Here is a 25,054-nt window from a genome sequence, read left to right on the forward strand (position 1 = left end):
AACTCCCCTTTATCCGTGGCTGCCCCATATCCTATGCACCGGACCAGAGCAGGACCCCTATGCCCTTTGAAGCTATGAACGACGCCATTGACCCGCAGCATCCTATCGGCCGACGGGTCGCAGTGATTGGCGGGGGAATTTCCGGCATGGGGGCGGCGCATATGCTGACACCCATGGACCGGGTTACTTTGTTCGAGGCAGGCGCCCAAATCGGCGGCCATGCCCGCACCGTGATCGCAGGGAAGAACGGAGATCAGCCGGTCGATACCGGTTTTATCGTGTTCAACTATGCCAACTATCCGCACCTCGCCGCGCTGTTTGCGGAGCTGGACGTGCCCGTGGTGCCGTCGAACATGAGCTTTGGCGCGTCGATCGATGGCGGACGGCTGGAATATGCGCTGACCAATTTCAACGCGGTCTTTGCACAAAAGCGCAATATGTTCAGCCCGCCCTTTCTGCGCATGCTGCGCGACATCGTGCATTTTAATAAAAATGCGCTGGCAGTGTCGCGTGATCCATCGATGACCATTGCTGAGTTTCTCGACCGGCTCGGCACCGGGCGCTATTTCCGCGAGTTCTACCTGTCGCCGCTGTCAGGCGCGATCTGGTCCACGCCGACCGAGAAGATCATGGACTTCCCGGCCCATGCTATGGTCAATTTCTTCGAGAACCACGCGCTGCTCAACTATTCTGGCCAGCATCAGTGGTACACGGTCAAGGGGGGCTCGCGGCAGTATGTCGACCGATTGGAAAATGCCCTGCGCGCCAAGGGTGTGGATCTGCGCACCGACAGCCCGGTTCAGGCCGTGCGCCGCACCGCTCAAGGCGCTGAGGTCCGTGCTTGGGGCGGTGAGTGGGAGGCGTTTGACGAGGTGATTTTTGCCACCCACTCCGATGACACGCTGGCGATGCTTGCTGACCCGACGGAGGCCGAGCAGCGTGCATTGGCCGCGATCCGCTATCAGCCGAATGATATTGTGTTACACGCCGATGCCAAGATCATGCCCAAGCGGCGCTCAACTTGGGCGTCTTGGGTCTATACCGAGGACCGGGAGCAGAAGTCAGATCGGATCGATTTGACCTATTGGATGAACTCGCTCCAGCCGATCCCGCAGGATGATCCGCATTTCGTGACGCTCAACACCAAGCGGACGATCCGCGAGGAATTGATCTATGATCAGGTCACTTTGCGCCACCCGGTTTACGACCTTGCCGCCCTGGCCGCGCAGGACGAGGTGCGGGCCTTTAACGGCGCGAACAGCACTTGGTTCTGCGGGGCATGGATGCGGCATGGGTTCCATGAGGACGGGCTGTCGAGCGCTGTCGACGTGGTGGAGCAGATGCGCAGCCTACGAGCGGCCCCGCTGGCGGCAGAGTGACCGCGCGGGTCGATCATATACAAGGCCAGACCTTTCACGGACGCAAAGGCGCTGTGCAGAACCGGTTTCGCTATTCGATCGACTATGTGCTTTGCGATGCCGAGGCCCAAAACCTCGCCAAGCCTGCGCTTTTCGCGCGCAACGCAGCGGGGCTGACCAGCCTGCACGACAAGGACCACGGCGGTGCGCCCGGCCAAGGCCGCGGGGCGGTCTGGGTGCGCGACGTATTGGCAGCGCATGAGATCACCGGGGTGGCCCGGATCGACCTTCTGACGCAGCCGCGCGTGTTAGGCTATGTCTTCAATCCGGTTAGCTTTTGGCTATGTCTCCGCGCCGATGGCGCTTTGATCGCGGTTATCGCTGAGGTGACAAATACCTACGGTGACCGGCACTCCTACCTGTGCCACCATCCCGATCTGCGGCCAATCATGCCGGAAGACCGGTTGAAGGCGGCCAAGCTGATGCATGTCTCGCCCTTTCAGGACATCGCGGGCGGCTATGTCTTTCGGTTTGATATCGGAGCGGAGCGTATCGGGGTCTGGATTGATTTCAGCGCTGGCGACAATGGGGTGATTGCCACGCTGACCGGGCCGCGGGCGGCTTTAACCAATCGGCGTATCCTGTGGTCGCTGCTGCGCCGCCCCTTTGGCGCGCGGCGGGTGATGGCGCTGATCCATTGGCAGGCATTGAAGCTTTGGCTGAAAGGCGCGGTCTTTCGCGCTCGGCCAGAAGCCTCGTTGGCCGATGTGTCACGTGACAGCGCCCATGGCGCAGCGGACAGATGAACGGGTCGGCGCGCCGTTTGCCAGCCTATGCGCTTTTTGCAGCACTTTTGGCCGCAGCCGGTTTGCCGATCTATATCCATGCGCCGAAATTCTATGTCGATGAATATGGCGTCTCGCTTGGCGCGCTTGGGTCGGTGCTCTTTGGTTTGCGGTTGCTGGACGTGGTGCAAGACCCCGCGCTGGGCTGGCTGTCGCATCGGCTGCGGGCGCAGCGTGGTGCAGCGGTAGCGGGGGCCGCAGCGGTCATGGCGCTGGCGATGTTAGGGCTGTTTGCGGTGCCTGCGCCGATGCTGCCAGTCCTGTGGTTCGCCCTGATGCTGACGCTCGTGTTCTCCTGTTTCAGCTTTCTGACCATTTGTTTCTATGCGCAGGGCGTGGCCAAAGCCGATGCCCTGCCGGGCGCTGGACATTTGATGCTGGCCCGCTGGCGCGAGACTGGGGCGCTTTTGGGTGTCTGCGCGGCCTCTGTTGCGCCCTTGTTGATCGGGTTGGTCTATGCCCGCCCCTTCGCAGGTTTCGCGGTGAGCTTTGCCTTGCTGGCTTTGGCGGCGGTTTTGGCAATGCGGCGCGAATGGGAGAGCCGGGGGCTGCCGACAGCGGGCGGTTTCGGCGTGGTGCTGCGGGACGCGCCGGCGCGGGGGCTGTTGCTGATTGCCTTGGTCAATGCCGCCCCCGTCGCCGTGACCTCGACCCTATTTCTGTTTTACGTCGAATTGGTGTTGGACGCGCCGGGGTGGGAGGGGCCGCTGCTGCTGTTGTTCTTTCTATCCGCCGCCGGGGCCGCGCCGCTTTGGGGGATGCTGGCAGAGCGACATGGCCCGCGACAGATTTTATTGGCGGCAATGACCCTGGGCATTGTGACCTTTGCCGGGGCGCTGCTGCTGGGGGCGGGGGATGTGGCGCTCTTTGGGCTGGTCTGTCTGGCCTCGGGTGCGGTGCTGGGGGCGGACCTTACGTTGTTGCCTGCGATGTTTGCCACGCGTATGGCCCAGATCGCCCCGTCCGCCGCCGAGGGGTTCGGGCTTTGGTCCTTTGTCTCAAAATTGACCTTGGCCTTTGCCGCTATCGTTCTACTTCCCGCATTAGAAAGCGCGGGATTGCACAGCGCGGGAGGCAATAGTAACCCAAAGGCGATCACTCTGTTGATCTGGTTCTATGCTGGTGTACCCTGCGCGTTGAAGCTGCTAGCTATTGCCTTATTGGCCCGCGCAAAACACTTGGAGCGATCGTGACCGAACCGCTGATCTTTGTTCTGGTAGGCCTTGGTCTGGGCGTTTTACTAACCTTTTTGCGCCGCCGCTACGCAGAGTTTCACGGCCAGGCACCCAGCGATTATATCGACGCCTTTCCGCAGTTTGATTTGCGGCTGCATCTGCGCGACAGGATGATCTGCGAAGGGGTAATCTTTGGGCCGCTGGGCCGGGTCACCAGCAGCTTCACCGCTATCTTTGACGTCGTCTGGGCCGACAATGTTGCTACGGTGACAGAGACCTTTCGCTACAACGACGGCTCTCGACAGGACCGCGAGTGGACTGTGACCTTGGGCGAAGACGGCCATTTCTCCAGCACTGCGCCAGATGTCATCGGCGTCGGCAAGGGCGTTCAGGCGGGCCCGACATTGCAGTTGCGCTACCGCATTCGCTTGCCCGAAGAACTGGGCAGCCATGTGCTGAACACGGTGGACTGGATGTATTTGACCCCCGATGGAACCATCGTAAACCGCAGCCAGTTTCGTAAGTTCGGTGTAAAGGTGGCTGAATTGGTGGCCACGCTACGGCCTGAGGAGGAACGATGAAAGATTGGCTGGGTAAGAAGTACTGGCTCGTTGGGGCGAGTGATGGCTTGGGCGCGGCATTGGCCCAACAGTTGAGCCGCAGCGGTGTCGAAGTGATCCTGTCGGCCCGCTCAGAAGACAAGCTGGCCAAGCTGGCAGCCGATCTGCCCGGACGCGCACGCGCTGTGGCGATGGATGTGACGGATGAAGCCAGCATTGCCAAAGCGGTGGATGAGGTGGGCGAGATCGACGGTATGGTCTATCTTGCCGGTGCCTATTGGCCCTTTGGCGCTAAGGAATGGGAAGCGGACCATGGGGTCACCATGGCGGATGTGAACTTTACCGGCTTGATGCGGGTGCTGGGGCATGTCGTGCCGAAAATGGTGGCACGTGATCATGGGCATATTGTTATCACGTCGAGCCTGACCGCCTATCGTGGGCTGCCGGGCTCTATTGGCTATACGGCTTCCAAAGCGGCAACACTGTCTTTGGCGGAATGTATGCACGCCGATCTGCGCAAGACAGGCGTGCAGGTGCAGGTTATTAACCCCGGCTTTATCAAGACCCAGTTGACCGAGAAGAACGATTTCAAAATGCCGTTCATCATGGAGCCGGAAAAAGCCGCCCGGCATGTGTACGAACATATGAACGGCGACAGCTTCAAACGTGATTTCCCTTATGGGTTCTCACTGCTGTTCCGTTTGGGGCGCTTTTTGCCGGATGGGCTTTATTATCGGTTGTTCCGCTAGGATTAGACCTCGGCAACGTGGCGCTTGAACAGGTCATGAGCCCGTTGCCAAACCGGATCGTCGCCTTGCGGCTGGTTCAGCAGTGTCGGCAGCAATTGGCTGGCAAAATCCTCCGAGCTTTCGCGCGGCAGCATCGACGGCAGGTTATCGATCGCCATTACATCTAACGGCGGATCGTCGTGGACGCGCAAGGCGGGCGCGTCCCATGTGGTGGCGCGATCATAGACCTGCACCGGATTAAAGGCGCTGTCGGGGTCACAGGCGATGTCTCCGATGACCCGCAGAGCGCGCTTGGCCTTGGGCGCATCGGGGCGGACAAAGGCGGGGGTGTCTGCATTGGCCAAAATGCAGTTGAAGAAATAGGCGTGATCGAGGATTTCGGGGAAAGGCCCGCCGCTTGCGGTCTCGGCCATGTCCCAACCGGTGACGGGGATTTCCATTGCGCTGCATAGATCAGCAGCCCCCCGGCCCACGCGCCCAAGTGCGCCAATGACCAACGCGCGGTCTGCTACGGCGTCCACCTGTGCCAGTTCCTCGGCCAATGCTGCTGTCAGCGCATCGGCGTTGGGGTAGGGCTGCACCGGGCCGCAAACCTCTCCTCGCAGCTGGGCGATGCGACATTTTACAGCCACCGCCGCCCCGGCAAAGCCCGCCCAATAGCCAAAGGCCGCCACACGGCGCCCGTTGTCATCGGTCAGATACTCCAGATCAAGCAGGGTGCCACCGCCTGCCTTGAAGCGTGTAAGCAAAGTCTGCCCAGAGGTTTGCCCCTTATAGGCATGGCCAAACATGATATGGGTATGTGGCAGGGGCGTGCCGTCTTCGGGCAGTTCCTTGAGGCCAAAGATCACCGCATTCTGTGGCGCATCAGGCCAGCTATAGGCCGGAACGATCTCGCAGCCTGCTTGCGCATAGGCGGCGGTGGGCAGGACGCGGCTGTCGCTGTCCTCGACACTGACCTTCATTCCGGCGGCGATCAATTGGGCCGCCCCTTCGGGGGTCAGTCCGGTGCGGGTCTCATTCGCGCGTTGCTCGGCGCGCAGCCACAGATGGGTCATGTCAGTCGTCCTTTCTCACGAAGGGTCTTTACGCTGTCACGCGCCTCCATCCGCTGGGCAAAAGCCTCCAGCCGGGGGAAGTCTGCGCGGTTGACGCCATCGCCTGCCAGCCATGTCGACACGACAAATAGATAGGGGTCGGCCAAAGAAAGGCTATCGCCCGCAATGTAATCCCCCAGAAAGGCGTGGTTTTCGATATAGGCCGCGCAGTCCGCCATGGTTTGCGGCACTTTAGCCTTCATATCTTCATGGCTTGCGGTTTGGTCGGCCCAGCGATGCCCCCGCATCTTATGAGCATGGGCGACATGCATGGTGGAAGCGAGATAGTACATCACACTGCGCATATGCGCTGCGCGTTCCGCATCCGAAGGGACCAGCTTTGCTTTAGGTGCGATTGTGGCGATATACTCAAGCAAGGCGCCGGTTTCTGTCAGCACGGTCCCGGCATCTGTGACCAAAGCAGGAACCCGGCCCTTGGGGTTCAGGACCAGATAATCAGGCTTGGTTTGCGCGGCACTGGCGAAATCGACTTTGATCGGCTCATAGGCCAACCCCACCTCCTCAAGCGCGAGCGCAACCGCCACCGCGATGGTCCCCGGCGCGTAATAGAGTTTCAGCATAACGGGACCTTTTAATGGGATCAGATATGGGTTTGGGCGATGCGCCGTTCGGGCTTGTCCAGATGCGGCACGGCGTTGAACAAAACCGGGGACCAGTGGCCGCCGATGGGAAAGAGCCGGTGCATTGAAGTGTGCATGATCGCCAGCGCCAGCCGTGCCATGGCGGGCACGCCCACTCCCATTGCTTGGGCCATGGCCATAGAAATCAGCCCGCCCGATGTGACCACCAGAGCCGGGCCTTCGCCCTCAGCTATTTCCGACAAAGCCGTCTCGACGCGCGTCTGAAAGGACTCGTAGGTCTCTGGTGTGTCGGCAAGTTTGCCTGTTTTCCAATAGTCGAACACCTGCGGCAGGTGGTGGACGAATTCACCTTCGCGGGGGAAGGGCACCTTGTGCTGCTGTTCCAGCAGATTGGCGAGGGTGAAATACTCAAGCTCGTTCAAACGCGCATCGCGGATCGGCTCCAGCCCGGTGTTCATCGCCTCTGCCGTCTCGATATGGCGGGTCAGCGTGCCGGTATAAAGCCGCGTGTGATAGCTTTCGCTATGGCGCAGGTGATCGCCCAGCCACCGGGCCTGTTCGTGACCAAGCGGGCTCAGCCGGTCATAACTCAGCTCATCTTTGGCTGTGGAATTGGCTTGGCCGTGGCGGATCAGGGTGATGTGGGACATGCAGGTGCTTTCTTTGTTCGTCTAAGTGATAGGCCAGCTTGTCGGGCCGTTCAAATGCAATGCAGCGCAAGGGCGTTTCTTCTACCCGGCATGTCGGGATTGGCCCCTGACAACCTAGCTTTTCGCTTATAGGTTAAGGGCGAAGCAGGGGGAGGCTGTGATGACGGGACCAATTCGTTTTACGCTCGACGGGAAGGCTGTAGAGGCCGAAGCAGGCATGACAATCTGGGAGATCGCGCAGGGTCGCGGTCTGAAAATCCCGCATCTGTGCCATAAACCAGCCCCCGGCTACCGCCCCGATGGCAACTGCCGCGCCTGTATGGTCGAGATCGAAGGCGAGCGGGTCTTGGCGGCCTCCTGTATTCGTGAGCCTGTTGAAGGCATGGTGGTCACCACCAACAGCGCCCGCGCGGAAAACGCCCGCAAGATGGTGATGGAGCTGCTGCTGACGGACCAGCCTGCTCAAGAGGTGGCCCATGATAAATCCAGCCATATGCGCGAGATGGCCGCGTTAAGCGGTGTCGAGGCCAGCCGTTTCCCCGCGCTAGAGCAAGACCGCATTCCGCTGTTGGACGACAGCCATGTGGCGATGCGCGTGAACCTTGATGCCTGTATCCAGTGCAACCTTTGTGTGCGCGCCTGCCGCGAGGTGCAGGTCAACGATGTGATCGGCATGGCCGGGCGCGGGCATGACGCCTATCCGGTGTTTGACCTCGACGATCCAATGGGCGCGTCGACCTGCGTGGCCTGCGGCGAATGTGTCCAAGCCTGCCCCACAGGCGCGCTGATGCCTGCCACAGTGCTCGACGCGGCGCAGGAGGGTGACAGCGCGGATTACGATTCCGAAGTGGACAGCGTTTGCCCCTTCTGCGGCGTTGGCTGTCAAATTTCGCTCAAGGTGAAGGACAATAAGGTCAAATATGTCGAAGGCATCAACGGCCCTGCAAACGAAGGGCGGCTTTGCGTTAAAGGGCGCTTTGGCTTTGACTATATCCACCACGACCACCGTCTGACCAAACCGCTGATCCGCCGCGACGATGCGCCGGCCAAGGGGTTGAACGTCGACCCCGGCAACTGGGGCGATGTGTTCCGCGAGGCGACATGGGACGAAGCGCTCGATTTCGCCGCCAAGGGGCTCAAGGGGCGCGGGCGCGAAGTGGCCGGTTTCGGCAGCGCTAAATGTACCAATGAAGAAGCCTATCTGTTTCAAAAAATGATCCGTCAGGGCTTTGGCCATAACAACGTCGATCACTGCACGCGGCTATGCCATGCCTCATCCGTGGCGGCTTTGATGGAGAACGTAGGCTCTGGTGCCGTCACCGCGACCTTTAACGAAATCGAAAACGCGGATGTGGCGATTATTATCGGGGCGAACCCGGTCGAAAACCACCCCGTCGCCGCGACCTATTTCAAGCAGTTCACCAAACGCGGTGGGAAGCTGATCGTCATGGACCCGCGCGGCGTTGGCCTGCGGCGTTTTGCCAGCCATATGCTGCAATTCCGCCCCGGTACAGATGTGTCGATGCTCAATGCGATCATGCATGTGATTGTCGAAGAAGGGCTTTATGACGAACAATATATCGCCGCCTATACCGAGAATTGGCAGGCCGAAAAGGACCATCTAAAAGCGTTCAGCCCCGAAAAGATGGCGCCTATTTGCGGCATTGAAGCCGAGGTGTTGCGCGATGTGGCCCGGACCTTTGCAGGTGCCAAGGCGGGTATGATTTTTTGGGGCATGGGCGTCAGCCAACATATCCACGGCACCGACAACTCGCGCTGCCTGATCTCCTTGGCGCTGATGACCGGCCATGTGGGCCGTCCCGGCACTGGTCTGCATCCGCTGCGCGGGCAGAACAACGTGCAGGGCGCGTCCGATGCTGGGCTGATCCCGATGTTCTTGCCAGACTATCAGCCGGTCGAAGATGACGGCGTGCGCAGCGCCTTTACAGAGGTTTGGGGCACGGGCGATTTCAGTGCCGAGAAGGGGCTGACGGTCACCGAGATCATGGATGCCGTGCATGATGGGGACATCAAGGCGATGTATGTGCTGGGCGAAAACCCGGCCATGTCGGACCCGGATGTGGATCACGCGCGTGATGCGCTGGCCAAGCTGGATCATCTGGTCGTGCAGGATATTTTCCTGACCGAAACCGCGAATTACGCTGATGTGATCCTCCCCGCGAGTGCGTTTGCCGAGAAATCCGGCACCGTGACCAACACCAACCGTCAGGTGCAAATGGGCCGCGCGGCTGTCACCCCGCCCGGCGAGGCGCGTGAGGATTGGTGGATTGAGGTCGAGCTGGCCAAGCGGTTGGGGCTGGATTGGTCTTATCAAAGCCCGGCGGATGTCTTTGCCGAAATGAAGCTGAACATGGCCTCCTTCGACAATATCACATGGGAGCGTCTGGCGCGGGAAAACGCGGTGACATACCCGTCGCTAAGCGCGGATGATCCGGGCCAAGCAATCGTTTTTGGCGATGGCTTCCCCCGGCCTGAGGGGCGTGCAAAGTTCACCCCCGCGGCGATTGTGGCCCCCGATGATGTGCCGGATGCGGAATATCCAATGATCCTGACCACCGGGCGACAGTTGGAGCATTGGCACACCGGCTCAATGACCCGGCGGTCCAAGGTTTTGGACGGGTTGGAGCCGGAAGCCAACTGTTCTCTGCACCCCTCGACCCTGCGCCGTTTGGGCGTGGCACCGGGCGAGCATGTGCGGCTGAGCACCAAACGCGGCAGCATTGAGATCATGGCCCGCGAAGATCGGGCCGTGGCACCGGATATGGTGTTTTTGCCCTTTGCCTATGTCGAGGCTGCGGCGAATATCCTCACCAACCCGGCGGTTGATCCTTATGGGAAAATTCCGGAATTCAAGTTCTCGGCGGTGAAGGTCGAGGCGGTTACCACACCGGTTGCGGCGGAGTGATACGGGGATAAAGGAGCGCTTGTGCGTCGCCTGATTTTGAGGGGATGAAGGGCGCCGTCCTTCAAACCCCCTAACGTATTTTGAACCAGAAAGAGAAAAGACATGAAGATTGACGGTGCGCGGTTTCTGAAAGACCTGCATGATTTGCGCGCGATTGGTGCCGCGGGCGTGAGCAAGGGCGTGGTGCGCCCGGCCTACTCTGACGCGGATATTGAGGCGCGTCAGTGGCTTGCGGACCGTATGCGTGCGGCAGGGCTGCGCGTAGAGACCGACGCGATGGGCAATGTTTTTGGTTTGGCCGAGGGGCCGTCCATCCTGATGGGCTCGCATTCGGACAGCCAGCCAGAGGGCGGTTGGCTTGATGGGGCGTTAGGTGTCATCGCCGCTTTGGAAGTGGCGCGGGCAGCGCAGGAGGCTGGTGGGCCAGCGGTGTCCGTGGTGTCCTTTCAGGATGAAGAGGGGCGTTTTGGCGTAACAACAGGCTCGGCGGTTTGGTCGGGGCAGTTGGATCAGGATGCGGCAGATGTCCTGACCGATAACGCCGGGGTGTCTTTGGCCGAGGCTCGCGCCGCGATGGGCGATATGGTCACCGGTCCGGTCGATCCGACGCAGTTCACCGGTTATATTGAGTTGCATATCGAACAAGGTCCGACGCTGGATAGCAGCGGCGAGCAGATCGGCGTGGTCAGCGATATCGTTGGCATCCGCGACATGAAGATCACTTTTTCGGGCCAACAAAACCATGCAGGCACCACGCCAATGCAGTTGCGCAAAGATGCGTTTCAGGCGGTGTCGGAGTTCAACACGCTGTTGAATGACCGGCTGCGCAATGTGGTGACGCCGAGCACGGTTTGGACCATTGGGCATGTCAGCTTGCATCCCAATGCCTCGTCCATCGTGCCGGGCAAAGCCGTGTTCTCGATGCAGTGGCGGGATGGCGACAGCGACCGTCTGGCGCGGATGGAGACGATTATTCGTGAGACCGCCGACGAGGTGGCCAAGTCGCGTGGAATTGAACTGTCCTATGGCACGCTGCTGGGGCTTGAGCCGGTAGCGATGGATGCGCGGCTGCGGGATGCCTTGGCGCAGGGGGCCGAAGCGGTGGCGCCGGGCAAGTGGCGCAAGATGCCCTCGGGGGCTTTGCATGACGCAACCAATGTGGCGCGCCTGATGCCTGTAGCGATGTTGTTCGTGCCGTCGATCAACGGGATCAGCCACGCTTTTGAAGAAGACACGGACGAGCATGATCTCGTGGCAGGAGTTGAGGTTTTGGCAAAGGCGGTGGCGGCGCTTTGAGCGCTTCCTAGCCCCAATCCACATCGCCCAGAAAAATATAACCCGCACCATAGATCGTTTTGATCAGTTGCGGGTTTTTCGGGTCTTCGCCCAGCTTTGTGCGCAGGCGCGAGATGCGCACGTCCATCGCCCGGTCAAAACTCTCTGAGGCGACGCCGCCAAGGCTCTCTTGCATCTGCGCGCGGCTGATCAGGCGTTTGGGGGCGTCGAGGAAAAGCCGCAGCACCTCGCCTTCCGCATGGGAAAAGGCCACCTCGCTGCCCTGTGCATTTTGCAGAACATAGCGGTCGAAATGAGCGGTCCAACCGTTGAACCGTGCGGTGGTCCCTGCCTGCGGCGTCGGTTTGGCGCTGCGCAGCCGGGCGCGGATGCGGGCGACGACCTCAGCGGGGTCGAAGGGTTTGATGATGTAATCGTCCGCTCCAAGCTCCAGCCCAGTGACCCGGTCTTGGACCTGAGCGCGGCCTGAGATGATTATGACGATGGCGCCTTGTTCCAGTGCCAGTCGGTGTACCAGCGTGAGCCCGTCCGTGTCGGGCAAGCTGAGATCGACAAGGCAGACATCGGGGGTATGCGAGGCCAAAGCCGCTTCAAAAGCGCGGGCGCGGCCAAAACTGAGCGTGTCGAACCCCGCTTCCTCCAGCGTGTCTGACAACATGCTGCGGATTTCAGGCTCATCGTCGAGGATGGTTACCAGCGGGCGCGTCGCGGGGGCTTGGGTCATGATGTGGGAGCTTTCAACGGGGCGATCAGTGATTGCAGGTCTGCTTTGTCGAAGGGTTTGCGCAGCACCGGGGCGAGTTTCTGCGCTTTGAGAAACAGTGGATCATCCGCCGGCAGGGAGGTCATGAGCAGGATCGGCAGGCTGCGCCCCAGACGGTGGGCAAGGTCAATGCCAGTGCCTTCGCCGCTTAGTTGGATGTCTGACAGCACCAGCGAGATGTCGGGCAGGTCCGCGATAAGGGCGGTGGCCTCGTCGGCGCTGGTGGCTTCGATCACTGAGTGGCCGAGGTCCATCAGCATGTCGCGCACCACGGCGCGGATGTCTGTTGTGTCCTCCACCAGCAGAACCAACCCGGTGGTGGCAGGCACCGCAGCGCGGTAGGGCAGGCGCAGGCTGATCCTTGCGCCGCCGTCTTGCGCGTTGCGCAGGCGCAGGTCGCCGCCGGAGGATTTGGTCATGTCATAGACCATCGACAGGCCCAGCCCCGAGCCTTCGCTGCCCTTGGTGGTAAAGAAGGGGTCTACGCCCCGTTCCAGCGCCGAAGGGGAAAAACCAGGGCCGGTGTCCTCGACCACCCATTCGATCCAGATGTCGTGCACCCGGCGCTGCGTCACGGTGATTTGTCCCGCCGCGCCGCAGGCGTCGCGGGCGTTTAGGATGAGGTTCAGCAAAGCGTCTTGGACGCGGCCCTTGTCGAGCAGCACCATCGCATCAGGGGCGTCGTTCCGAACGACCAGCTTGCATTTTGGCGGCAGGGTCGGGGCGGCAAGGGTGGCCAGCTCATTAAGCAGACCCGCCAGATCGGTGGCGGTGGGGCGCAGGGCGCGCGGCTCGGTCACATCGGCGATGGAACTGAGCAGATTACCCCCGCGCCGTGCCGCTGCAAGCGTGCCCTCGATCAAGTCGCTAGCCTGTGGCGAGAGATCAGGTAGGCGGGCCAGTTTCGATTGCATGCCAAGAATGATCGTCAAAAGATTTGAGAAATCATGCGCGAGCCCGGAGATCATGCGCGAGGCTGTCTCGCGTTTCAGGGTTTGCTGCAGGGCGACCCGGGTTTGGGTTTCCTCAGTAATGTCCATCGACAGGATATAGACGCCGCCGCGCCCATCGGGGGTAAAGGCAGCGCGGATGCGGCGGGCAGAGGCATCATCGGTAAACTCCACCACTGACGGCGCGCCGGTATAGGCTTTGGTCAGCGCAGGTTTAATCCGCCCGTAAGCCGCATCGCCCAGTGCCACTCGGATATGAAGGCCCATGATATTGCTGGGTCGACCGGGCATTACGCTGCTCAGGCGGCGGTTGGAATAGATGTAACGGCCATTTTCGTCGACATGAGCGATATGCGCGGGCATCATCTCGGTCGTAAGTCGCATACGGGCTTCGCTTTCGACAACCTGTCGCTTAGCCTCTTCGAGCGCGGTGATCGTCGCCTCCAACTGGCGGTTCGTGGCGGCAAGCTGTTCTGCGTGCGACAGCACCTGATCGGTCAGCGCGTCAGAGCGCGCACGTAGCAACGCCTCTTGCCGTTTTGTATTGGTGATATCGGTATAGACGGTAACCCAGCCGCCTTGCGGCAGGGGAGACCCTTCAACGCTGATGGTGCGACCATTGGCGCGGCTGCGCTCCATGTAATGGGGCACGAAGGCGCGAGCTTGTTCGACACGCTCCGCGACAAAAGCATCGATATCTGCAACCTCACCATATTCACCGGTTTCGGCAAGGTGGCGAACGGTATCCTTAAACGGGGCGCCGGGGGTGACCAGCGCATCAGGCAGATCGAACATCGATTGGAACGGCGCGTTACAGACCGCAAGCCGCAGGTCGCTGTCATAGATGGTCAGCGCCTGTGCAATCAGGTTCAGCCCCGCATGGGTCAGCGCTTTGGTCTGTTCGTCCGTGATTTGCATCGCTTTTCCCCCCATATTCAGGGCTAACACCGTGCAGCGAAAAGGCAAAGAGCCGCCGCAGCTTCGTGCTTGACCTTCTTGCGCGGGAAGGGGGCAGAAGCGCCCAGCACCTGAAGGCAATAACAAGGACGAAAGATGCAAAAGGCAATCGGCATAGCAGCAGTAGCGGCGGTGGTGGCTCTGGGTTACATTTGGTGGCAGGGGGCTGAAGAGGAGGCTGCAAAGGCTCCGACAGCAGGCGCGGCGATGGTTTCTGTCACCCTGCCAGAGAAGCTCAGCGCTCAGGCGCAGGTGGGGCAGCGGGCTTTCGAGGCCAAATGTGCGGCCTGTCATGGAGATAACGCTGCCGGACGCGAAGGCAGCGGCCCGCCCCTGATCCACAAGGTTTATGAGCCCAGCCACCACGGCGATGGCGCCTTTATGGTCGCGGCAACCAACGGCGTGCGGCAGCATCATTGGTCTTTTGGAAACATGCCGCCCGTCGCGGGGATCACCCCGGCAGAGGTCAAAACCATCATAGCATATGTACGCGAACTACAGCGGGCGAACGGGATAAACTAGGCGATCGGGCAGCGGCGACGCGGCTTGTAACAATTCGTTAGGATTCGGAAAAGATCAGGAAAAAGTTGACCTTCACAAAAAAGATAACGTCACTTGAGTGATCGAAGAATCGCACAAGCGATCGACCCCGCCGGGAGGGCGGGCATGGGAGGAAGACAATTTGGCTAAGCCGCTGAAGCGTGCCGACGGACCTCAGTCCGTTCCGGCGCTGTTGCACCGCAACGCAAAAGAGTTCGCAAACGCTCCCGCATATCGGGAGAAAGAATACGGGATTTGGCAGAGTTGGACCTGGTCGCAGACCCGCGACGAGGTTGAGGCGCTGGCGCTTGGGTTTTTGGAACTGGGGTTGGACGAAGGTGATTTCGTCGCCGTCATTGGCCGCAACCGTCCCTATCTGTACTGGGCGATGATCGCCGCTGAAATGGCCGGGGCCGTGCCGGTGCCGCTCTATCAAGACGCCAATGCCGAAGAGATGGCCTATGTTATGGGTCACTGCGGCGCCCGCCTCGCCGTGGTGGGCGATCAGGAGCAGGTCGATAAGATCATCGAAGTGCAGGACCAACTGCCTGACTTCGAGCGCATGATCTATCTCGACCCCCGCGGGTTGCGCAAATACGACCATTCCAAGCTTGATCAATATACCGCCGTTCAAGAGATGGGCCGCGCCAACCGCGAGAAGCATATCGCAGAGTTGGAAGCCCGTCAGGCCAAGCTGAATTACGACTCAACCGGCGTGATGCTCTATACCTCCGGTACCACCGGCAAGCCAAAGGGCGTGGTGCTGAGCAACCGCAATATTATCGAGACGGCGAAATCCTCTTCGGAGTTCGACAACCTCAAGCGCACGGACGAGATCCTCGCCTATCTGCCGATGGCTTGGGTTGGTGATTTCATCTTCTCAGTGGGTCAAGCGCTTTGGACCGGTTTTTGCACCAACTGCCCCGAAAGCGCGGACACGATGCATGTCGACCTGCGCGAGATCGGGCCGACGTATTACTTCGCCCCGCCGCGGGTGTTTGAAACACAGTTGACCTCCGTCATGATCCGTATGGAAGACGCGAGCCGGTTCAAGAAATGGCTCTTTGACACGTTCATGGCCCATGCCCGCAAGGTTGGCCCCGCCATTCTGGACGGCAAGAAAGTGTCGTTCATGGACCGTGCGAAATATGCGTTGGGCGAGTTGATGATCTATGGCCCGCTTAAGAATACGCTTGGGTTCAGCCGCGTGCGCGTGGGCTACACGGCGGGCGAGGCGATCGGGCCGGAGATCTTCGATTTCTACCGCTCGCTTGGTATTAACCTCAAACAACTCTACGGCCAGACCGAAGCGACGGTGTTCATCACCGCCCAGCCTGACGGCGAGGTGCGCAGCGATACCGTGGGCGTGACCTGCCCCGGCGTCGAGTTGAAAATCGCGGACAATGGCGAGGTGTTCTACCGCTCGCCCGGCGTCTTTGTGGAGTATTACAAGAACCCCGAAAGCACCGCCGACACCAAGGATGCCGAAGGCTGGGTCGCCACCGGCGATGCGGGCTTCATCGAAGAAAGCAGCGGCCACCTGCGCATTATCGACCGCGCCAAGGATGTGGGTCAGATGGCCGATGGGCGGCTCTTTGCGCCGAAATACGTGGAGAACAAGCTGAAGTTCTTCCCCAACATTCTCGAAGCCGTGGTCTTTGGCAATCAGCGCACGGAATGTACCGCCTTCATCAATATCGACCTCACGGCGGTGGGCAACTGGGCCGAGCGCAACAACATCGGCTATGCGTCTTATCAGGAACTGGCGCGGCATCCGCAGGTGATGGACACGATTCAAAGCCATGTGGAGGAGGTGAACCGCTCGGTTGCCGAGGACGAGATGCTCTCGGGCTGTCAGGTGCATCGCTTTGTTGTGCTGCACAAAGAACTCGACGCCGATGATGGTGAACTCACCCGCACCCGCAAAGTGCGCCGCAAGATCATCGAAGAGAAATACGCCGACATCATCACCGCCCTCTACGACGGCTCCAAACAGGTCAGCACCGAGACGGAAGTGACCTATGAGGATGGCCGCAAAGGCTCGATCAAGGCGACGCTCGAAATTCGTGAGGCTGCCGTGCAGCCGACCAGCCACCAGATGGCAGCGGAATGAGCGCGGCCAGCGCCGGACAGGCGGGAACTATGGAAAGGGACAGCGTGAAAGATCAGGCTGACAGCTATGTCACCGACGACGGCCGCACCATTGGCCCCACGGTGATGGAGATGAAAAACATCACCCTGCGTTTCGGTGGTGTGGAAGCGATCAAGGACATTTCCTTCGACATCCGCGAGGGCGAAATCCGCGCGATCATCGGGCCGAACGGGGCAGGCAAGTCCTCTATGCTCAATGTGATCAGCGGCTTCTACGTGCCGCAGGAGGGCGAGGTCTGGTACAAGGGCGCGCGCCGCCCACCGATGAAACCCTATCAGGTGGCGCAGCAGGGTATTGCCCGAACATTCCAGAACATCGCGCTGTTTGAGGGCATGTCGGTGCTCGACAACGTGATGACGGGCCGTTTGACGCAGATGAAATCCGGCCTGCTGGCGCAGTCGCTTTGGAAGGGCAAAGCCGAGCGCGAAGAGATTGAAAACCGCGAAATTGCTGAGAAGGTCATCGACTTTCTGGAGATTCAGGCGATCCGCAAGACGCCAGTCGCACGACTGCCCTACGGTTTGAAAAAGCGCGTCGAACTGGCGCGCGCCTTGGCTGCTGAGCCGACGATTCTGCTGCTGGACGAGCCGATGGCCGGCATGAACGTTGAGGAAAAAGAGGACATGAGCCGCTTCATCCTCGACGTGAACGATGAATTCGGCACCACCATCGCGCTGATTGAGCATGATATGGGCGTGGTCATGGACCTCTCCGACCGTGTGGTCGTGATGGACTACGGCCGCAAGATCGGTGACGGCTCACCCGACGAGGTGCGCAACAACCAAGAGGTGATCGACGCCTATCTCGGGATGGCCCATGACTGAGCGCCGCATAATCACCCGCAATGACACAGCCGTTCTGACTTTGGGGAGGGCCAATGATGCCTGAGCAACTGGCGTTTACAATCGAGGTCTTTCTCAACGGGCTTATGGCCGGGGTGCTTTACGCGCTCGTCGCCCTTGGTTTCGTGCTGATCTACAAGGCTTCGGGCATTTTTAATTACGCTCAAGGGGTTATGGCGCTGTTCGCGGCGCTGACGCTGGTGGGGATCATGGAGGGGCAGGTGCCCTTTAGCCATCTGATCAACGCGATCCTTGGCACCGAAGTGCATCACTTCGGCTGGCACATCCCGGCTTTCCTTGCCATCGTGCTAACAATGGTCGTGATGATCGTGCTGGCCTATTGCGTGCAGCGCTTCGTGTTCCGCTACCTTGTGGGGCAAGAGCCGATCATCCTCTTTATGGCGACCATCGGTCTGGCCTATTTCCTTGAAGGCGTGGGCGACCTGATGTGGGGGTCCGAGATCAAGACCCTCGACGTGGGTCTGCCGCAGGGCATCAACGTCTGGATCGACGAATTCACCTTCAACGCCACCGGTTACGGCTTCTTTATCGACAACCTCGATATTGTGGCCTCCATCGTTGCGGCGATCCTTGTGATCGGGCTTGTGATGTTTGCGCAGTACACCAAACAGGGCCGCGCCATGCGCGCCGTGGCGGATGACCACCAAGCCGCGCTGTCGGTCGGGGTTTCGCTGAACTTTATCTGGATCTTGGTCTGGTCGCTCGCGGGTTTTGTCGCACTGGTCGCGGGCATCATGTGGGGTGCGAAGTCGGGCGTGCAGTTCTCACTGTCGCTCATTGCGCTGAAAGCGCTGCCGGTGCTGATGCTGGGCGGCTTCACCTCGATTCCCGGCGCGATTGTTGGCGGGCTGATCATCGGTGTGGGCGAGAAACTGTTCGAGTTCCTGATCGGCGCACCTTTCCTCGGTGGCGCGACCGAGAACTGGTTCGCCTATATGCTGGCGCTCGTCTTCCTCGTCTTCCGCCCGCAGGGCCTGTTTGGGGAGAAGATCATTGAACGGGTTTGATACAGGCTACCCGGAAACAGTCCGGGGGACAGTTTCGCCTGTTCAAAGGGCGAAGCCCCGGATTGATACAGGGTTCGATATCGGTGCGGTGCGCGGCAAGCGCGCACCCTACGGGACGGTGCAAATGACTATCGCAGAAGGGAAATCAGTCTAATGTTCTATCGTGAAGCAGGCGATTTCAACACGTCCTACGCCCAAGACCAGCAGACCTTCCCGATCAAGTTCGACCGGTATCGCTACTATCTGGTGCTGTTCGTCGCGGTCTTTGTCATTCCCTTTATGGTTAATGACTACTGGGTAAACTCGCTGTTCCTGCCCTTCCTGATCTACGCTATCGCGGCGATCGGGCTGAACATCCTCGTGGGCTATTGCGGGCAGGTGAGCCTTGGCACCGGCGGTTTCATGGCGGTGGGGGCCTATTCCTGTTACAAGCTGATGACCGCGATGCCGGATGTGAGCATGTTCATCCACATCCTGCTCGCCGGGGTGATCACGGCAGCTGTGGGGGCGCTCTTTGGCCTGCCGAGCTTGCGGATCAAGGGCTTCTACCTCGCTGTGGCAACGTTGGCGGCCCAGTTCTTCCTCGTGTGGCTCTTTAACCGGGTGCCGTGGTTCTACAACTACTCCGCTTCCGGCCAAATCAGCGCGCCAGAGCGGGACACCTTTGGCATCCTGATCACTGGCCCCAATACCGAAGCCTGGGCGACCTATATGTTCTGCCTTATCTTCACCGTGGGCTCCGCACTGGTGGCACGCAACCTGACGCGCGGATCAGTGGGGCGCAAATGGATGGCGATCCGCGACATGGACATCGCGGCCGAGATCATCGGAGTGAACCCGCTGCGGGCGAAATTGACGGCCTTTGCGGTGAGCTCTTTCTTTATCGGCATCTCCGGCGCGTTGTTCTTTTCGATCTACCTCGGCGCGGTCGAAGTTGGCGAAGCCTTTGGCATCAACAAATCGTTCCTCGTGCTCTTTATGATTATCATCGGCGGTTTGGGCAGCATCTTTGGCAGCTTTGCGGGGGCGGCGTTCCTGGTACTGCTGCCGGTCTTGCTCAAGATCGTCGGCGTCGACTGGCTCGGCTGGCCCACAGACATCGTGGCGCACTTGCAGCTGGTGATTGTAGGCGGGCTGATCATCGTCTTCCTAATTGCCGAGCCGCATGGCCTTGCCCAACTCTGGCGCGTCGCCAAGGAAAAACTGAGATTGTGGCCCTTCCCGCACTAAGCGGGGGCCATGAAAATAGAGGCGGGGGGAGGAAACCCGGCCCACAACCAAGTCGGACAATCCAAGGGAGGAAACACCGATGAAATATAAACTGGGAACACTGGCCGTAGCTGGCCTGATGGCCGCAAGCCCCGTGATGGCAGACCTTGTCTTTCCATCGCTGAGCTATCGCACAGGGCCTTATGCTGCGGGCGGCATCCCCTTTGCCGATGGCTATGCCGATTACTTCACGCTGCTGAACGAGCGTGACGGCGGCATCGGTGGCGAAACCATCCGCGTGCCGGAATGCGAGACCGCCTATAACACCGAGAAGGGCGTGGAATGTTACGAATCCACCAAGGGTGACGGCGCGCTGGTGTATCAGCCGCTCTCGACGGGCATCACCTATCAGTTGATCCCTAAAGTCACCGCCGATGACATCCCGATGCTGACCTCCGGTCTGGGCCGGACCTCGGCCAAGAACGGCAATGTCTTTAGCCATGTCTTTAACTTCCCTGCGAACTACTGGGATGGTGCTTCGGTCGCCGTAAAGCACATCATGGAGCAGGAAGGCGGCAGCCTTGAGGGCAAGAAGATTGCGCTCGTCTACCACAACTCTGCCTATGGCAAGGAGCCGATCCGCACGCTGCAAGAGCTGAGCGAGAAGCACGGTTTCGAGCTGAAAGAAGTGCCGGTCGATCACCCCGGTCAGGAGCAGAAATCGCAGTGGCTGCAAATTCGCCGCGACAAGCCTGACTATGTGATCATGTACGGCTGGGGCGTGATGAACCAAGTCGCGGTTCAGGAAGCCGCCAACATCCGTTTCCCGATGGACAAGTTCATTGGCATCTGGTGGTCCGGTTCCGAAAACGACGTGCTCTCGGCGGGTGCAAAAGCGGACGGCTATAAGGCACTGACATTCCACAACGTCGGCTCCGACTATCCGCTCTATGATGATCTGCAAAAGCACGTGATCGACACGGGCAAAGCAGCGGGCGCGGGCGATCAGGTGGGCTCGGTGCTCTATAACCGGGGTCTCTATGCTGCGATGCTGGTGGCTGAGGCTGCCAAAACCGCGCAGGAAATCCACGGTGTGACCGACATCACCGGCGGCCAGATGCGCGACGGGATGGAGCAGCTTGAGATCACCGAAGAGAAGATGGCCGAGCTTGGCTTGCCTGACTTCGGCCCCGAGTTCAGCGTCTCTTGCGAAAACCACGGCGGCGAAGGTTTCGTGGCTGTGACCCAGTGGGACGCAGAAGCCAAAGAATGGAACCTCGTGTCGGACTTCATGCAGTCTGACCAAGAGGTCATCCAGCCGCTGATCGAAGAGGACAGCAAAGCCTACGCGGATGAAAACGCCATCGAAGGCAACTGCTAAACGCGACACCCCCGGCTGCCCTTCGGGTGGCCGGGGACCTTCCAAGCCTTAAGAGAGGTCATTCCCATGCTGGATGCTGCCAATACCAATGACGTCGCAGTCGAAAACCTGCTTGAGGTCAATAATATCGAGGTGATCTACAATCACGTCATCCTCGTGCTGAAGGGCGTGAGCCTGAACGTGCCCAAGGGCGGCATCACCGCGCTTCTGGGCGGCAACGGCGCGGGCAAGACGACGACGCTCAAGGCGATCTCGGGGCTGTTGGCGTCGGAACGGGGCGAGGTCACCAAAGGCTCGATCAAATACCGTGGCGGTCCGATCCAACATCAAGATCCCGCCGAGACCGTGAAGAAGGGCGTCGTGCAGGTCATGGAAGGCCGGCACTGCTTTGAACACCTGACCATCGAAGAGAACCTGTTAACCGGCGCCTATACCCGTGCAGACGGCAATGCCGCGATCCAGCGCGATCTTGAGATGGTCTATGATTATTTCCCCCGTCTGAAAGAACGTTGTCGCTCGCAGGCGGGCTATACCTCGGGCGGCGAGCAGCAGATGTGTGCCATTGGCCGCGCGTTGATGTCCCGGCCGGAAACGATCCTTTTGGATGAACCGTCGATGGGCCTCGCGCCGCAGCTGGTAGAGCAGATTTTCGAGATCGTGAAATCGGTGAACGAGCAGGAGGGCGTGACATTCCTTTTGGCGGAGCAGAACACCAACGTGGCGCTGCGCTTTGCCCATTACGGCTACATCCTCGAATCCGGGCGCGTCGTGATGGACGGCCCTGCCAAAGACCTGCGCGAGAACCAAGATGTGAAGGAATTCTACCTCGGCATGTCCGACGAAGGCCGCAAGAGCTTTCGCGACGTGCGCAGTTACCGCCGCCGCAAACGCTGGCTGAGCTAAGCCCAGACAACAACAAGACCCAAGACGAGACATGAGCGGGCCTATGCCCTCTCCAGTGATGCCATAGCAGGAAAGTGACAGGGATGCTGACCAAGCCCCATTTCGACGATCTGGAAACCCGCAGCGCCGACCAACGGGCCGCCGATCTGGCCGAGGCGCTGCCGCGACAGATCGCCCGCGCACAAGCACTGCCGGGCTATGGCGACACGCTTAAGGGCGTGGATGCGTCACAGATCACCTCTGCCGAAGCGTTGGCCGACCTGCCGGTGCTGCGCAAATCTGAACTGAGCAAGGCGCAGGCAGGCCAGCCGCCCTTTGGCGGCTTTACGACCAAGCCGGTGCAGGAATTCTCCCATGTCTTCCAGTCCCCCGGCCCAATCTATGAGCCGTCGAGCAACGATCCCGACTGGTGGCGCATGGGGCGGTTCCTGCATGCGGCGGGGATCGCGGCGGGGGATGTGGTGCACAACTGCTTTGGCTATCACCTGACCCCGGCGGGCATGATTTTTGAGAGCGGCGCGCGGGCGGTGGGAGCGACGGTGCTGCCTGCGGGCACCGGACAGACGGAGCTTCAGGTGACGGCGGCGCGGGATGTGGGCTCAACGGCCTATGCGGGCACGCCGGACTATCTGAAGGTGATTCTTGAAAAAGCCGATGCCATGGGCGTCGAATTGAAAATCACCAAGGCGGCCGTCGGTGGCGGGGCGCTGTTCCCCAGCCTACGCGCCTATTACCAAGAGCGCGGCATCACCTGCCTGCAATCCTATGCCACCGCCGATCTGGGCAATATCGCCTATGAAAGCGCCGCGATGGAGGGGCTGATTGTCGATGAGCATGTGATTGTCGAGATCGTCACCCCCGGCACCGGCATCCCGGTTGCGCCCGGCGAAGTAGGCGAGGTCGTGGTCACCACGCTAAACCCTGACTATCCGCTGATCCGGTTCGCGACGGGTGACCTCAGCGCCGTGTTGGAGGGCGAAAGCCCCTGTGGCCGTACGAATATCCGCATTAAGGGTTGGATGGGCCGCGCGGATCAAACCACCAAGATTAAAGGCATGTTTGTCCGGCCTGAACAAGTCGCGGCACTTGTGGCCCAACACCCTGAGATCGAAAAGGCCCGCGTCATCGCCAGCCGCGAAGGTGAGACGGATGTGATGACCGTGCAGATCGAAACCACCGGCACGGATCAGGACAGCTACGCGAAATCCGTCGCGGATTTGCTCAAGCTTAAGGGCAAGATCGAACTGGTCCCGCCCGGCTCTTTGCCGCGGGATGGCATGGTGATCGAGGATCAGCGCAGCTACGACTGAGGCGCAGCGTCGCGCCCTCTGGCATTTCCGAGTGAAATGGTCGAAATAGGGCGCATGACGCTGAATGCTGCCCCCTCCGATACGACCCAACCGCCCCGCGCCCGCGACGGGCTGCGCGCGCTTTCTGCCGTGGCGCTGACTGTCGCGGCCTTCTGTGCGCTGCCGATGCTGGCGGTGTTGATCGCGGCGTTGAGCGGTGGCACTGAAACGGTGCAGCATTTGATCGAGACGGTCTTGGGCCGTTATACGCTCACCACCCTGTTGCTGGTGCTGCTGGTCTCTGCGGGGACATTCTCTATCGGGGTCGGGGCCGCGTGGTTGGTTACGATGACCCGCTTTCCCGGCGCGAAATTCTTGGAGATCGCGCTGGTGTTGCCGCTGGCGTTCCCGGCCTATGTGCTGGCCTATGCCTATACCCATGTGTTGGATCATCCCGGCGTCGTGCAGGCCACGCTGCGCGATGTAACCGGATGGGGGCCACGCGATTACTGGTTCCCTGAGATTCGCTCGCTGGGCGGGGCTGCGGCGATGCTGGTGCTGGTGCTTTACCCTTATGTCTACCTGCTCGCCCGCGCCGCGTTTTTGCAGCAAAGCGGGACGACCTTCCTCGCGGCGCGCGCCCTTGGGTCGAGCGCTTGGGCCGCGTTTTTCAAAGTCAGCCTGCCCCTGGCACGTCCGGCCATTGCAGGGGGCGTCTTGCTGGCGGTGATGGAGACCATCGCGGATTTTGGCACCGTGGCCTATTTCGGCGTTCAGACCTTTGCCACCGGCATCTACACCAGTTGGTTTTCCATGTTCGACCGCGCCGCTGCCGCGCAACTGGCGCTTTGCTTGCTGAGCTTTGCGCTGTTGCTGGCGATGCTGGAGCGGGCGCAACGCGGTAAGGCGAAATACCACGACCCGGCGCGGCGCACCCAGTCAGCACCACCGTCGGAGTTGAAAGGCTGGCAAGCAGCGGCGGCGATCGTGTTGTGCGGCGTGCCGGTGCTCTTTGGCGCGGTGCTGCCAGTGATCATTCTGGTGACCATGGGGATGAACTCAGAGCAGAGCCTGTTCAGCCCGCGCTACCTCGGGTTCATGCGCAACTCGGTGACATTGGCGGGCGTTGCCGCCATCTTGACGGTGTTGGCGGCAATCAGCGTGGGGTTCTTTCGGCGGCTGCGGCCCGGACGTGTCTCGCAGACTGCGGCCTATGTGGCGCGGTTGGGCTATGCGGTGCCGGGGGGAGTGATTGCGGTGGGCCTGCTGGTGCCCTTCGCAGCCTTTGACAATGCGCTGGATGCGTGGATGCGGGCAACCTTTGACATTTCGACGGGCTTGCTGATCACCGGGTCGATTTGGCTGTTGGTGCTGGCCTATCTGGTGCGTTTCCTCGCCGCGGCGCTTGGGGCGTATGAAGGCGGGCAAGCGATGGTGCACGCGAATATGGACGCCGCGGCCCGGTCGCTGGGACAGACGCCCTTAGGGACGTTGCGCCGGGTGCATTTGCCGATCCTCGCGCCCAGTCTGCTGACCGCGTTGCTGATCGTCTTTGTCGATGTGATGAAAGAACTGCCCGCAACACTGATCATGCGACCGTTTAACTATGATACGCTTGCGGTACAGGCGTATCGGTTGGCGAGTGATGAACGGTTGAACGGGGCGGCGGTGCCAAGCTTGGTGATCGTGGCGATGGGGCTGCTGCCGGTAATCTTGATCTGTCGCCAGGTGGGGCGTCAGCGGTAGCGCGGAAGGGCCAGCGCCTGCCCGTGGTGTGGCGAT

At 60.5% G+C, this 25,054-nt stretch carries 21 protein-coding genes; 16 read left to right on the top strand and 5 right to left on the bottom strand.

Features of this window, described 5'->3' with window-relative positions; all coding sequences use genetic code 11:
* Positions 1–59 precede the first annotated feature (59 nt).
* Genes HTT03_RS08830 through HTT03_RS08850 form a run of 5 tightly spaced genes read left to right on the top strand, consistent with a single transcriptional unit; the run spans position 60 to position 4,687 of the window.
* Positions 60–1,379 carry an NAD(P)/FAD-dependent oxidoreductase gene (locus HTT03_RS08830; RefSeq protein WP_174859483.1) on the top strand — a complete coding sequence of 440 codons (1,320 nt, stop codon included), beginning with the start codon at positions 60–62 and terminating at the stop codon, positions 1,377–1,379.
* A complete protein-coding gene (locus tag HTT03_RS08835) occupies positions 1,376–2,164 on the top strand; it encodes a DUF1365 family protein (RefSeq protein ID WP_174859484.1) in 789 nt (262 codons plus the stop codon). The genes HTT03_RS08830 and HTT03_RS08835 overlap by 4 nt, the downstream gene beginning before the upstream one ends.
* Positions 2,161–3,396, top strand: coding sequence for an MFS transporter (locus HTT03_RS08840; protein WP_174859485.1), 1,236 nt, complete (start codon positions 2,161–2,163; stop codon positions 3,394–3,396). The genes HTT03_RS08835 and HTT03_RS08840 overlap by 4 nt, the downstream gene beginning before the upstream one ends.
* Positions 3,393–3,959 carry a DUF3833 family protein gene (locus tag HTT03_RS08845; protein ID WP_174859486.1) on the top strand — a complete coding sequence of 189 codons (567 nt, stop codon included), beginning with the start codon at positions 3,393–3,395 and terminating at the stop codon, positions 3,957–3,959. The genes HTT03_RS08840 and HTT03_RS08845 overlap by 4 nt, the downstream gene beginning before the upstream one ends.
* Entirely contained in the window at positions 3,956–4,687 is a 732-nt protein-coding gene (locus HTT03_RS08850; RefSeq protein WP_174859487.1) for an SDR family NAD(P)-dependent oxidoreductase, read from the top strand. Before HTT03_RS08845 ends, HTT03_RS08850 begins: the two co-directional genes overlap by 4 nt.
* A gap of 2 nt (positions 4,688–4,689) precedes the next feature.
* On the opposite strand, the gene HTT03_RS08855 is transcribed toward HTT03_RS08850, so the two are convergent.
* From HTT03_RS08855 to HTT03_RS08865, 3 genes are read right to left on the bottom strand one after another with little or no spacing between them, the layout of a single operon-like run.
* Positions 4,690–5,745, bottom strand: a complete 1,056-nt coding sequence (locus HTT03_RS08855; protein ID WP_174859488.1) for a saccharopine dehydrogenase — start codon at positions 5,743–5,745, stop codon at positions 4,690–4,692.
* A complete protein-coding gene (locus HTT03_RS08860) occupies positions 5,742–6,365 on the bottom strand; it encodes a glutathione S-transferase family protein (protein WP_174859489.1) in 624 nt (207 codons plus the stop codon). The genes HTT03_RS08855 and HTT03_RS08860 overlap by 4 nt, the downstream gene beginning before the upstream one ends.
* 20 nt (positions 6,366–6,385) lie before the next feature.
* Positions 6,386–7,036 (bottom strand): histidine phosphatase family protein, encoded by a 651-nt coding sequence (locus HTT03_RS08865; protein ID WP_174859490.1) that lies wholly within the window; start codon positions 7,034–7,036, stop codon positions 6,386–6,388.
* 160 nt (positions 7,037–7,196) lie between these two features.
* Between HTT03_RS08865 and fdhF the strand changes: the two genes are divergently transcribed.
* Positions 7,197–9,962 carry a formate dehydrogenase subunit alpha gene (gene fdhF, locus HTT03_RS08870; RefSeq protein ID WP_174859491.1) on the top strand — a complete coding sequence of 922 codons (2,766 nt, stop codon included), beginning with the start codon at positions 7,197–7,199 and terminating at the stop codon, positions 9,960–9,962.
* Between the two features lie 102 nt (positions 9,963–10,064).
* Complete coding sequence (locus tag HTT03_RS08875; RefSeq protein ID WP_174859492.1) at positions 10,065–11,258, top strand: Zn-dependent hydrolase; 1,194 nt, start codon at positions 10,065–10,067, stop codon at positions 11,256–11,258.
* Positions 11,259–11,265: 7 nt separating this feature from the next.
* On the opposite strand, the gene HTT03_RS08880 is transcribed toward HTT03_RS08875, so the two are convergent.
* Together HTT03_RS08880 and HTT03_RS08885 are read right to left on the bottom strand one after the other, a co-directional pair.
* Complete coding sequence (locus tag HTT03_RS08880) at positions 11,266–11,982, bottom strand: response regulator transcription factor (RefSeq protein ID WP_174859493.1); 717 nt, start codon at positions 11,980–11,982, stop codon at positions 11,266–11,268.
* Positions 11,979–13,889, bottom strand: coding sequence for a PAS-domain containing protein (locus HTT03_RS08885; RefSeq protein WP_174859494.1), 1,911 nt, complete (start codon positions 13,887–13,889; stop codon positions 11,979–11,981). Before HTT03_RS08885 ends, HTT03_RS08880 begins: the two co-directional genes overlap by 4 nt.
* Positions 13,890–14,024: 135 nt before the next feature.
* Between HTT03_RS08885 and HTT03_RS08890 the strand changes: the two genes are divergently transcribed.
* From HTT03_RS08890 to HTT03_RS08930, 9 genes are all read left to right on the top strand, one after another.
* Positions 14,025–14,450 (top strand): c-type cytochrome, encoded by a 426-nt coding sequence (locus HTT03_RS08890; protein WP_174859495.1) that lies wholly within the window; start codon positions 14,025–14,027, stop codon positions 14,448–14,450.
* A gap of 160 nt (positions 14,451–14,610) precedes the next feature.
* Positions 14,611–16,581: an AMP-binding protein gene (locus HTT03_RS08895; RefSeq protein WP_174859496.1), complete on the top strand. Its 1,971-nt coding sequence runs from the start codon at positions 14,611–14,613 to the stop codon at positions 16,579–16,581.
* Positions 16,582–16,625: 44 nt separating this feature from the next.
* Positions 16,626–17,444, top strand: a complete 819-nt coding sequence (locus HTT03_RS08900; protein WP_174859518.1) for an ATP-binding cassette domain-containing protein — start codon at positions 16,626–16,628, stop codon at positions 17,442–17,444.
* Between the two features lie 56 nt (positions 17,445–17,500).
* A complete protein-coding gene (locus HTT03_RS08905; RefSeq protein WP_174859519.1) occupies positions 17,501–18,490 on the top strand; it encodes a branched-chain amino acid ABC transporter permease in 990 nt (329 codons plus the stop codon).
* A 153-nt stretch (positions 18,491–18,643) separates the two neighbouring features.
* Positions 18,644–19,720, top strand: a complete 1,077-nt coding sequence (locus tag HTT03_RS08910) for a branched-chain amino acid ABC transporter permease (RefSeq protein ID WP_174859497.1) — start codon at positions 18,644–18,646, stop codon at positions 19,718–19,720.
* 79 nt (positions 19,721–19,799) lie between these two features.
* Positions 19,800–21,080 carry an ABC transporter substrate-binding protein gene (locus tag HTT03_RS08915; protein WP_174859498.1) on the top strand — a complete coding sequence of 427 codons (1,281 nt, stop codon included), beginning with the start codon at positions 19,800–19,802 and terminating at the stop codon, positions 21,078–21,080.
* Between the two features lie 66 nt (positions 21,081–21,146).
* Entirely contained in the window at positions 21,147–21,983 is an 837-nt protein-coding gene (locus tag HTT03_RS08920) for an ABC transporter ATP-binding protein (protein ID WP_174859499.1), read from the top strand.
* 83 nt (positions 21,984–22,066) lie between these two features.
* Positions 22,067–23,293: a phenylacetate--CoA ligase family protein gene (locus HTT03_RS08925; RefSeq protein ID WP_174859500.1), complete on the top strand. Its 1,227-nt coding sequence runs from the start codon at positions 22,067–22,069 to the stop codon at positions 23,291–23,293.
* 54 nt (positions 23,294–23,347) lie between these two features.
* A complete protein-coding gene (locus HTT03_RS08930; RefSeq protein ID WP_174859501.1) occupies positions 23,348–25,018 on the top strand; it encodes an ABC transporter permease in 1,671 nt (556 codons plus the stop codon).
* The last annotated feature ends 36 nt before the right edge of the window (positions 25,019–25,054 follow it).

Source organism: Sulfitobacter maritimus, assembly GCF_013346665.1.
GTDB classification, from domain to species: domain Bacteria; phylum Pseudomonadota; class Alphaproteobacteria; order Rhodobacterales; family Rhodobacteraceae; genus Sulfitobacter; species Sulfitobacter maritimus.

What these genes read in the sequence shown, in the direction of transcription:
- HTT03_RS08850 (WP_174859487.1), top strand. Translation starts at nt 3,956, where the DNA reads ATGAAAGATTGGCTGGGTAAGAAGTACTGGCTCGTTGGGGCGAGTGAT.
- HTT03_RS08890 (WP_174859495.1), top strand. Translation starts at nt 14,025, where the DNA reads ATGCAAAAGGCAATCGGCATAGCAGCAGTAGCGGCGGTGGTGGCTCTG.
- HTT03_RS08875 (WP_174859492.1), top strand. Translation starts at nt 10,065, where the DNA reads ATGAAGATTGACGGTGCGCGGTTTCTGAAAGACCTGCATGATTTGCGC.
- HTT03_RS08840 (WP_174859485.1), top strand. Translation starts at nt 2,161, where the DNA reads ATGAACGGGTCGGCGCGCCGTTTGCCAGCCTATGCGCTTTTTGCAGCA.
- HTT03_RS08920 (WP_174859499.1), top strand. Translation starts at nt 21,147, where the DNA reads ATGCTGGATGCTGCCAATACCAATGACGTCGCAGTCGAAAACCTGCTT.
- HTT03_RS08910 (WP_174859497.1), top strand. Translation starts at nt 18,644, where the DNA reads ATGTTCTATCGTGAAGCAGGCGATTTCAACACGTCCTACGCCCAAGAC.
- HTT03_RS08885 (WP_174859494.1), bottom strand. Translation starts at nt 13,889, where the DNA reads ATGCAAATCACGGACGAACAGACCAAAGCGCTGACCCATGCGGGGCTG.
- HTT03_RS08830 (WP_174859483.1), top strand. Translation starts at nt 60, where the DNA reads ATGCCCTTTGAAGCTATGAACGACGCCATTGACCCGCAGCATCCTATC.
- HTT03_RS08880 (WP_174859493.1), bottom strand. Translation starts at nt 11,982, where the DNA reads ATGACCCAAGCCCCCGCGACGCGCCCGCTGGTAACCATCCTCGACGAT.
- HTT03_RS08925 (WP_174859500.1), top strand. Translation starts at nt 22,067, where the DNA reads ATGCTGACCAAGCCCCATTTCGACGATCTGGAAACCCGCAGCGCCGAC.
- HTT03_RS08865 (WP_174859490.1), bottom strand. Translation starts at nt 7,036, where the DNA reads ATGTCCCACATCACCCTGATCCGCCACGGCCAAGCCAATTCCACAGCC.
- HTT03_RS08855 (WP_174859488.1), bottom strand. Translation starts at nt 5,745, where the DNA reads ATGACCCATCTGTGGCTGCGCGCCGAGCAACGCGCGAATGAGACCCGC.
- HTT03_RS08905 (WP_174859519.1), top strand. Translation starts at nt 17,501, where the DNA reads ATGCCTGAGCAACTGGCGTTTACAATCGAGGTCTTTCTCAACGGGCTT.
- HTT03_RS08915 (WP_174859498.1), top strand. Translation starts at nt 19,800, where the DNA reads ATGAAATATAAACTGGGAACACTGGCCGTAGCTGGCCTGATGGCCGCA.
- fdhF (WP_174859491.1), top strand. Translation starts at nt 7,197, where the DNA reads ATGACGGGACCAATTCGTTTTACGCTCGACGGGAAGGCTGTAGAGGCC.
- HTT03_RS08930 (WP_174859501.1), top strand. Translation starts at nt 23,348, where the DNA reads ATGACGCTGAATGCTGCCCCCTCCGATACGACCCAACCGCCCCGCGCC.
- HTT03_RS08860 (WP_174859489.1), bottom strand. Translation starts at nt 6,365, where the DNA reads ATGCTGAAACTCTATTACGCGCCGGGGACCATCGCGGTGGCGGTTGCG.